This is a genomic window from Halobacteriovorax sp. RZ-2, from assembly GCF_043196685.1.
Lineage (GTDB): Bacteria > Bdellovibrionota > Bacteriovoracia > Bacteriovoracales > Bacteriovoracaceae > Halobacteriovorax_A.
Genome location: NZ_JBEBMR010000004.1, coordinates 232,783 through 245,138, shown reverse-complemented (window position 1 = coordinate 245,138; position 12,356 = coordinate 232,783). Strand labels below are relative to the sequence as shown.

Genomic DNA, 12,356 nt, shown 5'->3' with positions numbered 1-12,356 from the left:
AGGCGTATAGGACTAGATTATGACTGATGAAACAAATATCACAAATGAAAATGATAATGGTGATGGTGGAAATCACAATCACGGAAATATTCAACAAATCGGTATTCGCGATGAGATGAAAAATTGTTACCTCGATTACGCAATGTCTGTAATCGTTGGACGTGCACTTCCAGATGTACGTGACGGAATGAAGCCAGTTCACCGTCGTTGTCTGTATGCGATGCACTCACTAGGTAACTACCACAATAAACCATTCCTAAAGTCTGCCCGTGTTGTTGGTGACGTTATTGGTAAGTATCACCCACACGGTGACTCTGCGGTTTATAATACAATCGTACGTATGGCCCAAGATTTCTCAATGAGATATCCAATGGTTCAAGGTCAGGGGAACTTCGGTTCAATTGACGGTGATAACGCTGCGGCCATGAGGTATACAGAGATCAGAATGCAGAAGCTTTCTGAAGAGATGCTAAAAGACTTAGATAAAGAAACAGTTGATTGGCAACCTAACTACGATGACTCTCTTAAAGAGCCAACAGTTCTTCCAACAAAAATCCCTAACTTATTAGTTAACGGATCTGCTGGTATTGCCGTAGGTATGGCAACAAATATTCCTCCACATAACTTAACAGAAGTTATGACGGCACTAACTGAACTTGTTGATAATCGTGAAATGTCGATTGAAGATATTATGAAGATTATCCCAGGTCCAGACTTTCCAACTGCTGGAACAATTCACGGTACTGAAGGTATTCGCTCTGCTTACAAAACAGGTAAGGGTGTTGTTCAGATGCGTGCAAAAATGGATGTGGAAATCCACGGTAAGAAACAAGATCGTGAAAGAATTGTTATTACTGAACTTCCATACCAAGTTAACAAAGCTAAGCTAATTGAAAAGATTGCAGACCTTGTAAACTCTAAGTCACTAGTTGGTATTTCAGATCTACGTGATGAATCTTCTCGTGAGGGGATTCGTGTTGTTATCGATCTTAAAAAAGGTGAGATCGCAACTGTAGTTATGAATAAGCTTTATAAGCAAACTGCACTACAATCTTCTTTTGGTATTATCTTCTTATCAATTGTTAACTCATCTCCAAAAGTTCTTAATATCAAAGAACAACTAGAGTGTTTCATTGATCACAGAAGAGAGATCATTATTCGTCGTACAGTATACGAACTTAAGAAAGCACGTGAGCGCGCGCATATCTTAGAAGGTTTAAAAGTTGCTGTTGAGAATATCGATGAAGTCGTTGAAATGATCAAAAAATCTGACGGGCCTCAAGATGCTCGTGAGAAATTAATGAGTACATTCTCATTAAGTGAGATTCAAGCTCAAGCAATTCTAGATATGAGACTTCAACGTCTAACTGGTCTAGAAAGAGATAAGATCATTGCTGACTATGAAGCAATTATGAAAGAGATTGCACGTTTAGAAGGAATCCTTGGTTCTGAAGATAAGATTAAAGCAATCATCAAAGAAGAATTCACTGAAGTAATCGAAAAATACGGTGACGAGAGAAGAACTGAAATCGTTGCAAAAGCTGACGAAATTCAAATTGAAGATCTTGTTGCAAGTGAAGAGATGATTGTAACAATCACTCACAAAGGTTACGTAAAGCGTATGCCACTTGATACTTACAAAGCGCAAAAGCGTGGTGGTAAAGGTGTTAAGGGTGCTGCAAACGAAGACGATTTCTTCACAAATATCTTTACGGCAAATACTCACGATAAGCTTCTATTCTTTACAAGCCGTGGGCAAGTATTCTCGAAGAAGGTTTACGAAATTCCTGAGGGAACGAGAACTTCTAAGGGACGTAATATTGCAAACCTTATCCAAATCCCAAGTGGTGATCGCGTAACTGAAATTATCTGTGTACCACACGATATGGATATGAATGAGAAGTACCTAATCTTCGCAACTAACAAAGGTCTAGTTAAGAAGACAGCTCTTGAAGAGTACTCGAATGTTAAGCAGTCGGGTCTAATTGCAATTAAACTTCAAGATGGTGACCATATTGTAAATGTTAGAATCAATGATGGATCTAAAGATATCCTACTTTGTTCATCAGCTGGTAAAATCATCCGTTTCGACACAAATGATGCAAGACCAATGGGACGTGTTTCACAAGGTGTTAAAGGGATCAATATCAATACTGATGAAGAGAAAATCATCGGTATGGAATTAATTGACGATAATATGGAAATCCTATCTGTAACTGAGCATGGGTACGGTAAACGTACTGAATCTTCTCAATACCGTAAGCAGACTCGTGGTGGGAAAGGTATCCTCGCAATGAGATTAACTGATAAGAACGGTGAGATTGTTCAAATTAAACCAGTTACTGATAAAGATGATCTCATGATTATTACTGACCGCGGGCAAGTTGTTCGTACAAAGGTAAGTGGTGTTTCTCTAATGGGACGCGCGACTCAAGGTGTACGTCTAATTAAGCCTAAAGAAGGTGAGAAGGTTGTTTCAATTGCAAAGATAATTGAATCAGATGATGAAGATGGATCAACAACTGAAGAATAAATTCATAAGGGCCAGTTTTTTACTGGCCCTCGTTTTACTTACGTCTTGTGATTTCACACCAAGAATTCACAAAGATATCCTTATTGCGCAAAATCACATCTCAAATCAAGAGTACGCCCAAGCAGTGAAGCAGTACCACAAGATCTTAGAGATGGCGCCAAATGATGAAATCAAAATTAAGATCAATTATCAGATCGCAGAACTTTATGCCGTCTCTCTTGGCCAGTATAAGCGTGGAATTCACTTCTATGAGAAAATTCCAAAACTTACAACAGACCCAGTCTGGCTGGTAAAAACACAAGAGCGTATTGGTGAGATTGCTTTTCTTTATATCAACGACTACGCCAAAGCCGCTGAGGTTTATAATAAGCTATCTGCATTTAGGCCTAAGCTTTCTAATCACGACCTCTATGAATTTCGTCTGGCCCGTTCATATATCAAATTAAAGCAATACGATAAGGCCACCGAACATTTAGTTTCCATGCACAATAATGGAAATCACAAATACTTTGTTGATAGCTTCTTCCAATCTGGCATCATGTATTTTGAATCCCAAGATTGGAACCGCGCCGTTCAGTACTTTCGCGAGTACATCAAGCGTGAAGATCGCCGCGATCTAAAAGTTCGCGCAATCTTTCTCATGGCCAATTGCTATGAAACACTTGAACGCCTTCAAACTGCATACGACCTCTACTATTCAATCCTAGGGGAATACCCAAATAACAAAGTTATTCAAGATCGCCTTAACTCCGTTTACGAGCGTCGTGTTGCGAGGAAACGTTAGATGGCCCTTTATGACCCGAAATGGATTAAGCCAATGGCACTTGCCATGTCTCTGCCTTCAACGGCCCTCGTCGTTGCCTGGGGACTTTGGGAACTCGTTAAAAAAGATGTCATCACTCAAGGCTGGGCCGTAGGAATTTTTCTGGCGGTAATTGGGAATATTTTAATTTCGATGGTTGTGTATGCACTTCGTAAAAAGTAGATACGCCTAGATAGGTACGTCGATACTTTTGAAGCATAGATGCATGTGACTCAAGAATCAAAGAGCGCAAGCTCGCGTGATTCGGTTGGGTACGTCGATACTTTTGGAAATACCAACAACTTAGCTTTCAAAATAAAAAATAATCCCCCTCATTTGATTCAAATTCTCATTTTTTCCATGAAGATCTTAGTATTTAATGCGTAATTCACGCTTTTAATGTGAATTCTGCTCTTAATTCCGACATAAATTTTTATAACTAATTGAAATTGTCAAAAGTATCGACGTACCAGTCATTGAAAATGAAATATTTTTAAAAATATGAAGCTAGATATTTTAAGCTGAATAGTATTGATGCATAAAGCTCGCATGCCTAGACAAAAAAGAATCTTTCAAAATAACTTTCCGTATCATGTAACAAGGCGAACAAACAATCGTGACTGGTTTAATATACCCATTAATGAAGTATGGGACATAGTTAAAGATTCTATGAAATATGCACAAGATAATGCGCCTACGAAAGTACATGCATTTGTTCTAATGTCTAATCACTACCATTTATTAATTTCTACTCCAAAATGTAATCTTCATCATTTCATGATGTATTTTAATCGCAGATTATCTCGAGAAATAAATAGACGGGCCAAACGTGAAAACCATTGTTTTGCTAACGAGTACAAAGCGACGATTGTAAATGATCAAAGATATTTAGAAACAGTTTATCGTTATATTTATCAAAACCCTATGCGAGCAGGACTTACTGAAGATATTCATAGTTACCCGTATAGCTCTTTACACTTTAGTTCCTATGAAGCTAAGCAATTTAATTTTGAACCACATTTTCATTTTGAAAGAGAGAAAGCTTTTGGAGAAAAACGCTACTGTGCTGAAATGGAAAAAATTATTAGGAGTGGTCTTAGGAGAGGCGAGTTTAAATTATCTGAAAAAAATAAGAGGTTAGTACATCGATACCTATAAAAGTATCGACGTACCTTTTATATTTAAGTTTTAGTTGGTTTCTCTTTTTACGTAAAGCATTCCGTAAAGTACAAATAAGATTGAGATGACTGTACTCATATAAAATGGCGTGTCTGTCATACAGATTGCTAGGAACGTTACTAGCCCAGGTAGAGAGAATAAATAAATATCTCGATAACCTATTAGGTAAGTAAGAAGCCAACTTCCAAAAAATAATAAGAACGCAACTCCACCGAATGTACCTGCTAGAGCAAATGCATCTAGGTATTGGTTATGTGAGTGGAAATGACACCATCTTGGCTTTAAGTCATATTTGTCTTGAATGACTTTACATGGCTCTTGGTAATTTTGGAAACCATAGCCCAGGATTGGTTTTTTTGTATACATAATAGCTGCAGTTTTGAACATAACGATTCGAGCATTGTCGCTTATTGAGTTCGGTTTAAAGCGGTAGAAAGAAAGACCAGAATTACCAAAGATTAAGTATAGAACTGCAGAAGCTAGTAATAATCCTGCAAGAAAAAGTGAAACGAAAGTTTTTCTATTTGTGTAATAGAAAATGAATGGAAGTCCTGCAATAAAAGCAAGGATAGCACCACGAGTATATGTAAAGTAAAGACCGATAAGATTTAAGATTAAAGAGATAATTACTAATTTAAGATTTACATATTTTTTAAATTTTTTGTAATGAACAAGAAGAGCCGCTGACATTACGCATATGATTGCATTCGTATATGAGTAATACATGATCCCAAGAAATGCACCTCTATTTCTCGGGGTACTAACAAATTTAAATTTTAAAATATGATAATCAAAGTTAACTGCTATAAATCCGACAACGGAACTGATTGCACTAAGAGTTAATACCCAGAAAACAATTCTTCTAATCCATTGATCAGAAATCTTTGGGCCATATTGATAAAATGCAGCTGTGAATAATATAGGTGGGATGTAGTATTTAATTTTATTAAATTCACCTTCACCAGTAACTACTAGAGACAGAACAAAAGTAAGGACTAAACTTATAAGAAAGATATGTTTCTTATCTTTAAAAACTGCAATGAATGATTCTTTCGAAGTGTAAAATGCTAATACTAGAATTAAAAGCATTCCAACTGCGACAAAAGCCTTGTGAAAAATTGTCATTACTAGGTAAAAGAAAATGGCCCAAGCAAACAAATTGAGCTTTCTTGATTCTGTCATAGATATTCCTGTCAAAAGTATTTGAAATCAACGCAAATTATAGTAACAATGCAGCCATGTTTAAAGAACTTCTTAATAAAATCGATTTCATTCGCTATTTTCTGTTGTCACTTCCTATGGCACTTGTATGTCTATATTTATTGACTCCAGGAAAGGAATGGATAGCGTTCGCTGTTTGCTATGCGGCTACTGTAATATATTTAGTGATGTTTTGGATGGCCGTGGATGAGCTGATAAGGCCACATCGCGTTGATGGATATAAGGCCAATGGAAAGTATCTAGCGTTTTTATTTATAGGGAAGCTTGTTATTTTAATCGGGGCCCTATTATTTGGTGTACAAATACTTCAAAGTAAGATAATTATACCGGTAATAAATTATTTCTTAAATATATTTGTGCTGGGTGTCAGCATCAAAAAGGACTAATAATGAAAAAAATAGCCCTTCTTTTAACTACTTTATTAGCAACAAATGCACATGCAGCAGGTGGTTTCCTTTGGTTAGGTGAACTTTCACATGCTCTTCACTTAGGTTATGTAGATCACATATTCACTAAGTCTTTCGTTGCAATCATCATTTTACTTGTAGCACTTCTTTATAGAATGCGTGTTTCTAAAATGACTCTAGATGAGACAGTAGTTCCAGATAGAGGAATTTCTTTAAGAAACATCGTTGAGATGTATGGATCATTTATCTACACTCAATGTCGTGCAGTTCTTGGTGAAGATGATGCACCAAAATACTTCAAGTTCATTTCGTTCCTATTTATTACAATTTTCTTAGCGAACGTTATCGGTCTTGTTCCTGGTTTCTTACCTCCAACAGAATACATCAACACAACTCTTGCTCTTGGTGTACTTTCATTTGTTTATTACAACATCAAAGGTTGTAAAGAACTTGGTACAATGAACTACCTTGCACACTTTGCAGGTCCACTTTGGTACATGGCAATCTTAATTTTCCCAATTGAGATTCTTTCAAACTTTATTCGTCCACTATCTCTAGCACTACGTCTTAGAGGTAACATGATGGGTGACCACCACGTATTAACAACTTTCCTTAACCTTGAAATTCTTGGTGTGAACGTTGGTATGTTTGGTGCTGCAATTCCATTCTACTTACTTGGACTTCTAGTTTGTTTTATCCAAGCTTACGTATTTACAATGTTATCAATGGTTTATATTAGTCTTGCAACTGCTCACCACGATCATGATGAGCACCACGCACACTAATTAAAACTTAAACTTAATAATTTAACTGTTACTTGATCAAAGTAACTAACGTTTTAGGAGACTATTATGGAAAACACTCAAGCAATTAAGTACATCGCGTATTTCTTAGCAATGGCTATCGCTGCATACGGTGGTACTGCTGCACAATCAAGAGCTGCATCTGTTGCTCTAGAAGGTATCGCAAGAAACCCATCTGCTGCTGACAAGATTCAAACTCCAATGATCCTTGGTCTAGCACTTATGGAATCACTTGTAATTTTCGTACTTATCTCAGTATTCCTTGCTGGTTAATTCGAAAATCTAAAATTGATTTTTAAAGGAAGGCAGTCGAAAGACTGCCTTTTTTATTTTCTGAAATGTTTTTTAATCCATTCTTTAAAGAAAGGGTTGTAGAATCGATATTCTTTTCCATATCGATAAATGAGGCTTTTGTTTTCTAAAGAGTTAAGTCCTCTTGTTACACCACTTGCAGATGTTGTGTTTAGCCTAGACATGAAATCTTTTGCGTAGGGATTTGTGTTGTCTGTCGCAAGCTCACGTAAAAGATCTCTTTGATGTGTTGTGAGCAAGTTACCTATCATGATCTCTTCAAATGTCGTCTGTTCGTAGCTAAATAACTCTTCCAGAATAACTTTGCAGGCTTCAGAGTTAAGCTCTGAATTTCTTGGCATGAGCAAGTAGGCGGTTCTGAAGAATCGTTGAATATCTCCAGAGATCCCGTAAACCATATCGTAGATGTGTCCAAATACTTCGATATCCACACGAATATTCTTTTCTTTCATTCGATTAATTGTGAATGTGTGAAAGTCTGTTTTGTTAATTGTTCCAATTTCAATCACAGTCGCACCGTTGTAGAAAGGATTGTTGGGGTCTTTAAATATTTTATCCATTTGGTTACGATGACTACCGGCAAAGATAAACGGTGTTCGTATAAAGTTTTGAATTTTTCCTCTAAGTATTCCAAATAATCGATTACTATCTTCTATTTTCAATAAATCTTGAAATTCATCAAAGAATACAATGACTCCCTTTTCACACATATCTTTTAGTAACTTAAATGCAGCATCGATTGACTCATCAACTTCTCCGGCCTTTACACTGAAAGTAAGTGTTGGTAAACCGTCGTCATCTATTCCAACAGCTGGCCTAAGGTGGCCTAATGATTTTGCGAGTGTTTCAAATTTAAAATATTTGCCCTGTGCTCTTGATATTGAATTTAGAATACGAGTTGCGGCTTCGCGTTCGTCTCTTACGCCCATGAAGTCGACATGAACATATGGATTTCTTAATTTATCTTCGATTATATGTAGTGCGAGTGATGTTTTACCCATACGTCTCTCACCAACGATGGCCACCTTTTCACCACTTACGATTAGTTCCTCAATTTTGTCCTCTTCATGGTGTCGTGGGCAGTAGTCATCTTCTTTAACAACTGATCCAAAGCTAAATGGATTTCTTTTTATTTTTGCCATAGTTTCCTGCCAGAATTACACATTATTGTGTTACACATTTTTGTGTAACGATATTTAGTATTATAACTTAGTTTAAACGATTGTATTTACTGTGAAAGAAAATTCCACGTATTTGTGTAACACAATAATTACTACACAAAACTGTGTAACACAATATGTATTACACAAAAATGTGTAAATTTTGTTCAATAAATATAGAATTGTCGTGTTTTGTAAACTTTATAATATAAGAGTTTGAAATAACTATGAAAATGTATAGTTCTCATCTTGTTTAATAAATTATAGATATGTGATATAGTCTAAACATGTATGATTCAACATTAGAAAAAGATTTATCAGAATATGTTCAAAATTATTTTAATAATATTCTGAATTTCAAAATCGTTAATAAAGTTTCTGGAAAGATTATGCTCAGTCAGAGTTATTCACCAGATATGTTCTTTTCAATAAAGGTAGCCAGTTCTGAAATTCCAGTGGTGGTCGAAATTGTTGGACAGACAAATCATCTTACAAAATTAAGAGGCTTTAAAGAGTTTTTAAAACAATTTGATGGGATTGGAATAGTTGTTTCTAGTGTTATTGATGAGAGAATTAAGTCAGAGCTCAGAAAAAATGAAATTGGGTATATCGAAGAGGGAGGGGAATCATTTGTTCCCTTAAGGCTTGGTACTTCATTATTAAAAAGTAGAAATAAAGGCGGAAATAGGGCCGTAAAAAAGCAAGGCTTTAAGGCCGATTCAACTTTAAAGACTATTTTGTATTTTCTAATGAATCCTATGAGCATGAATTCCCTTACTCAAAGAGAATTAGCTGATCGCTTAAGTCTTTCACCTGGTGCAATTAATTTATCAATTAGAAAACTTCGTGAAAGAAAGCTGCTCATTCGTCGTGGGAGCGAGTATTGTTTTGGTCGTTTTGAGAGAATTATTGAATATCTAAGAATGGCGCTGTATTCGGCCAAGAGAAAAGGTTTAAGTCTTGGACGTTTTTCTTCTTTTGATGATGAGCTTTGGAGTAATTGGAATAATAGAGATTTGAAAAAGATAGATTGTTATTGGGCAGGAGAACCAGCAGCAAGTATTCGAACGGGTTATCTCACTCCTGAATTTTTTGAAATTTATAGTTATAACGATAAAGTCGTTCCCTTAATGAAAGAATTAAAACTCAAAAAAGATGAAAATGGAAAAGTTGAGGTTTTTAAGGCCTTTTGGCCGGAAGAGTTTAATAATTCTGACGCAACGGTGTTCGACATAATAACATATTGTGACTTATTAGAATCAGGTATTGATAGAAATATTGAGACTGCTAAGATGCTAGAGCATGAGATAAGAGATAGGATCGAGAAATATGGCATTTGAAGAGTTAGTACCTATAGTTAGAGGTTTGAGAGAACACTTTGATAAGTTCGGTATTGAGTTTCTCATTGTGGGAGCTAAGGCCCGCGATATTATGGCCAACTTTTCAAATAGTGAAATAAGGCAAAGCACAAGAAAGACAACAGATGTCGATTTTGGTGTCTTCGTTGATAGCTGGGAAACACTAGAAAAGCTTACACAAAGTTTTATAGATGATGACGCTATCGTTAAAAGTGATACGAAGGAAAATAATATTAGGTTTTACTATCAAGGCACTCCTTTTGATCTAGTGCCATTTGGTGGTGTAGCAAATGAAAAGGATCAGGTTTCGTGGAAGCCTGCCTATGATACGATAATGACTGTGACAGGTTATGAAGAGGCCTTAAATAGTGCTAAAGAGTATCAGATAGGTAATGAGATAGTAAAAGTTGTTACTCCTGAAATGTTGGTAGCGCTAAAACTTGTGGCCTGGGGTGAAAATAAAGAACGAACCAGAGACGCAAGAGATATCGCCTATATATTAGAAAATTACGAGTTATTAGATGATGGTCTTTCTGAAGTTTATCATTATTATGAAGATTTTTTAGAAAAACTCGATACGCATCATGAGACACTTGTGGCAATCATGGGCTCAAGAATCAAAGTCGTTGCAAAAGAAAAACACGTCGAACTTATTCATGAGTGTCTCGCTAATAAGAGCTTTGAACGCTTCGTTCAAGATATGGTCGAGCCTACTAGTTTAAATCAAGATCAACTGAAAACAAAATATCGTTCTTATGTAAGTGCGTTAATTTATGGATTAAGTAACTAGCGAGAAATTTTGTTAATATGTATATCTTAGAAAACAATCAACTTCGAATTCAAGTCGCCTCTATGGGGGCAGAGCTTAAAAGCTTATTTTGTAAAAGAATGCAAAAAGAGCATCTTTGGCAGGCTGATCCTCAGTGGTGGGGAAGATCTGCGCCTCATTTATTTCCTCGTATTGGTTATGAGACGAATGATTATATAGAGAAGCATGGTATTGTTAAGCATGGTTATGCACGTGATATAGAATTCTTGCTTATTGATATATCTACGACATCACTTTCTTTTAAAATGAAAGACGAGCTAATTGTTACATACCGCTTAATAGAATCTTCTTTAGAAGTTGAGTATGAAGTATTAGCTGACTTTCCATATATGATTGGAGGACATCCTGCTTTCAATATAGATTCCCTCCCAGTCACTTTACGATTTTCTACTAAGTGTGAATACTATCATTTACTTGATGGTGTTATTGATAAGGCAAATACTTATAATATCGATTCTAATATTTTAGTTATCGATGAAAACACATTTAATAATGATGCCCTTGTTTTCAATAATTCATTTAAGAATAATCAGGTGAGTTTAGGCAGTGACCTTTCGATTATTTTCGATAGTGAGTTATTTGGCTTGTGGTCACCACCTGGAGCGCCTTTTGTTTGTTTGGAGCCTTGGTGGATTAGTCCCATAGAAAACAGAAATTTTAAATATACTATTAAATCGTAACGTTGAAATACTTTTTATTTATTCTGTTGAATGCAATAATGTTAAAAAATGTAAATAAGATAATAAACATTGAAGGTATAACTATTTTTCCAGTTGTTTTATGGAGTGTTGTAGCAATTACAATACAGATGCAATTTATTGCAAATAGTATAAGTGAAGCTTGAATATGTGAACATCCTCTTTTTAATAAAATATGATGAAGATGATTTTGATCAGGCTTGAATGGACTATCTCCATTAAAAATTCTGATAAACATTACTCTCAAAGTATCTAAGATGGGAATAAAGACTACGGCAACTGCAATAGATGGTGCTGACCTATAAGTGAGTACTAGGTCGGTACTTTTGTGATTTAGATTTATGAATCTAATAAGAAGATAAGAGATAGTTAAACCTATAAGGAGAGAGCCCGTGTCGCCCATGAAAATTTTGGCAGGTGTTTTATTATACTTTAGAAAAGCTATAAGTGACCCTAGGAGGGATAGGGTAAGGCCCAGCTCTAATTCAAATTTATTTATGCTAAACCAATAAGTTAGGAATAGACATGATGAGATTGCTATTAGTCCAGCGAGCCAATTGATACCATCAATTAGGTTGTAGGCATTAATTAGGCCAATGAATGTTACTACTGTAATAATATTAGATTGTATAAGTGTTAGTTCTCCTAAGCCTAGGACGTTATAGAAATTGTCTATTCTTACTCCTGAATATATAAAGATAATCTGAGCACAAAAAAATTGAACCAAAAGCTTTTTCTTTGCTGAGAGTACAAATATATCGTCCTTGAGCCCTAGAAAGAATATAATAAATTGTGTTGCTAATAGGTATTGTATAGAATTGAATTCTGAGTTTTTCGTTAGAAGTAGACTTGAAAAACATATTCCCATGAAGATACCAATTCCTCCTAATGATGGTATTGGTGTTTTATGAGAAGATCTATAGTTTTGTTCAGCATATAGGTTGGTAGTATTTGCGAACTTTATTAGTATAGGAATTGTAAGAAACGTTATAATAAATGAAGTAAAAATGTATAATAATGTTGTATAAATCATCTTACTTTATTTATACCTAAA

13 protein-coding genes are annotated in these 12,356 nt (G+C 35.5%); 10 read left to right on the top strand and 3 right to left on the bottom strand.

Features of this window, described 5'->3' with window-relative positions:
* Nucleotides 1-19 precede the first annotated feature (19 nt).
* The 4 genes from gyrA to ABMA78_RS15515 all read left to right on the top strand — a co-directional run bounded on the left by gyrA (nucleotide 20) and on the right by ABMA78_RS15515 (nucleotide 4,493).
* Nucleotides 20-2,533 carry a DNA gyrase subunit A gene (gene gyrA, locus ABMA78_RS15530; protein WP_392861388.1) on the top strand — a complete coding sequence of 838 codons (2,514 nt, stop codon included), beginning with the start codon at nucleotides 20-22 and terminating at the stop codon, nucleotides 2,531-2,533.
* Entirely contained in the window at nucleotides 2,502-3,317 is an 816-nt protein-coding gene (locus ABMA78_RS15525) for a tetratricopeptide repeat protein (protein ID WP_392861386.1), read from the top strand. The genes gyrA and ABMA78_RS15525 overlap by 32 nt, the downstream gene beginning before the upstream one ends.
* Complete coding sequence (locus tag ABMA78_RS15520; protein ID WP_392861384.1) at nucleotides 3,318-3,518, top strand: hypothetical protein; 201 nt, start codon at nucleotides 3,318-3,320, stop codon at nucleotides 3,516-3,518.
* A 351-nt stretch (nucleotides 3,519-3,869) separates the two neighbouring features.
* Nucleotides 3,870-4,493, top strand: coding sequence for a transposase (locus ABMA78_RS15515; RefSeq protein ID WP_392861382.1), 624 nt, complete (start codon nucleotides 3,870-3,872; stop codon nucleotides 4,491-4,493).
* 30 nt (nucleotides 4,494-4,523) lie between these two features.
* Here the strand turns inward: ABMA78_RS15515 and ABMA78_RS15510 are convergent, their stop codons facing one another.
* Nucleotides 4,524-5,696, bottom strand: coding sequence for an O-antigen ligase family protein (locus ABMA78_RS15510; protein WP_392861380.1), 1,173 nt, complete (start codon nucleotides 5,694-5,696; stop codon nucleotides 4,524-4,526).
* 56 nt (nucleotides 5,697-5,752) lie between these two features.
* On the opposite strand from ABMA78_RS15510, the gene ABMA78_RS15505 reads away from it, so the two are divergent.
* The 3 genes from ABMA78_RS15505 (at nucleotide 5,753) to ABMA78_RS15495 (ending at nucleotide 7,218) form a co-directional block, all read left to right on the top strand.
* Nucleotides 5,753-6,121: a hypothetical protein gene (locus ABMA78_RS15505; protein ID WP_392861378.1), complete on the top strand. Its 369-nt coding sequence runs from the start codon at nucleotides 5,753-5,755 to the stop codon at nucleotides 6,119-6,121.
* 2 nt (nucleotides 6,122-6,123) lie between these two features.
* A complete protein-coding gene (gene atpB / locus ABMA78_RS15500; RefSeq protein WP_392861376.1) occupies nucleotides 6,124-6,927 on the top strand; it encodes a F0F1 ATP synthase subunit A in 804 nt (267 codons plus the stop codon).
* A 66-nt stretch (nucleotides 6,928-6,993) separates the two neighbouring features.
* Nucleotides 6,994-7,218 (top strand): ATP synthase F0 subunit C, encoded by a 225-nt coding sequence (locus ABMA78_RS15495; RefSeq protein ID WP_021267602.1) that lies wholly within the window; start codon nucleotides 6,994-6,996, stop codon nucleotides 7,216-7,218.
* Nucleotides 7,219-7,271: 53 nt separating this feature from the next.
* On the opposite strand, the gene ABMA78_RS15490 is transcribed toward ABMA78_RS15495, so the two are convergent.
* Nucleotides 7,272-8,399, bottom strand: coding sequence for an ATP-binding protein (locus tag ABMA78_RS15490; RefSeq protein WP_392861374.1), 1,128 nt, complete (start codon nucleotides 8,397-8,399; stop codon nucleotides 7,272-7,274).
* A gap of 305 nt (nucleotides 8,400-8,704) precedes the next feature.
* On the opposite strand from ABMA78_RS15490, the gene ABMA78_RS15485 reads away from it, so the two are divergent.
* The 3 genes from ABMA78_RS15485 to ABMA78_RS15475 are packed head-to-tail and all read left to right on the top strand — an operon-like array spanning nucleotide 8,705 to nucleotide 11,284.
* Nucleotides 8,705-9,757, top strand: coding sequence for a type IV toxin-antitoxin system AbiEi family antitoxin (locus ABMA78_RS15485; protein ID WP_392861372.1), 1,053 nt, complete (start codon nucleotides 8,705-8,707; stop codon nucleotides 9,755-9,757).
* Complete coding sequence (locus ABMA78_RS15480; protein ID WP_392861370.1) at nucleotides 9,747-10,565, top strand: nucleotidyl transferase AbiEii/AbiGii toxin family protein; 819 nt, start codon at nucleotides 9,747-9,749, stop codon at nucleotides 10,563-10,565. Before ABMA78_RS15485 ends, ABMA78_RS15480 begins: the two co-directional genes overlap by 11 nt.
* A gap of 17 nt (nucleotides 10,566-10,582) precedes the next feature.
* Entirely contained in the window at nucleotides 10,583-11,284 is a 702-nt protein-coding gene (locus ABMA78_RS15475) for a hypothetical protein (protein ID WP_392861369.1), read from the top strand.
* On the opposite strand, the gene ABMA78_RS15470 is transcribed toward ABMA78_RS15475, so the two are convergent.
* On the bottom strand, nucleotides 11,274-12,170 hold the full coding sequence (locus ABMA78_RS15470; RefSeq protein WP_392861552.1) for an MraY family glycosyltransferase: 897 nt from the start codon (nucleotides 12,168-12,170) through the stop codon (nucleotides 11,274-11,276). The genes ABMA78_RS15475 and ABMA78_RS15470 overlap by 11 nt on opposite strands.
* Nucleotides 12,171-12,356 lie beyond the last annotated feature (186 nt).

What these genes read in the sequence shown, in the direction of transcription:
- ABMA78_RS15510 (WP_392861380.1), bottom strand. Translation starts at nt 5,696, where the DNA reads ATGACAGAATCAAGAAAGCTCAATTTGTTTGCTTGGGCCATTTTCTTT.
- ABMA78_RS15525 (WP_392861386.1), top strand. Translation starts at nt 2,502, where the DNA reads ATGATGAAGATGGATCAACAACTGAAGAATAAATTCATAAGGGCCAGT.
- ABMA78_RS15505 (WP_392861378.1), top strand. Translation starts at nt 5,753, where the DNA reads ATGTTTAAAGAACTTCTTAATAAAATCGATTTCATTCGCTATTTTCTG.
- atpB (WP_392861376.1), top strand. Translation starts at nt 6,124, where the DNA reads ATGAAAAAAATAGCCCTTCTTTTAACTACTTTATTAGCAACAAATGCA.
- ABMA78_RS15520 (WP_392861384.1), top strand. Translation starts at nt 3,318, where the DNA reads ATGGCCCTTTATGACCCGAAATGGATTAAGCCAATGGCACTTGCCATG.
- ABMA78_RS15490 (WP_392861374.1), bottom strand. Translation starts at nt 8,399, where the DNA reads ATGGCAAAAATAAAAAGAAATCCATTTAGCTTTGGATCAGTTGTTAAA.
- ABMA78_RS15495 (WP_021267602.1), top strand. Translation starts at nt 6,994, where the DNA reads ATGGAAAACACTCAAGCAATTAAGTACATCGCGTATTTCTTAGCAATG.
- ABMA78_RS15485 (WP_392861372.1), top strand. Translation starts at nt 8,705, where the DNA reads ATGTATGATTCAACATTAGAAAAAGATTTATCAGAATATGTTCAAAAT.
- ABMA78_RS15515 (WP_392861382.1), top strand. Translation starts at nt 3,870, where the DNA reads ATGCATAAAGCTCGCATGCCTAGACAAAAAAGAATCTTTCAAAATAAC.
- ABMA78_RS15480 (WP_392861370.1), top strand. Translation starts at nt 9,747, where the DNA reads ATGGCATTTGAAGAGTTAGTACCTATAGTTAGAGGTTTGAGAGAACAC.
- ABMA78_RS15475 (WP_392861369.1), top strand. Translation starts at nt 10,583, where the DNA reads ATGTATATCTTAGAAAACAATCAACTTCGAATTCAAGTCGCCTCTATG.
- ABMA78_RS15470 (WP_392861552.1), bottom strand. Translation starts at nt 12,170, where the DNA reads ATGGGAATATGTTTTTCAAGTCTACTTCTAACGAAAAACTCAGAATTC.
- gyrA (WP_392861388.1), top strand. Translation starts at nt 20, where the DNA reads ATGACTGATGAAACAAATATCACAAATGAAAATGATAATGGTGATGGT.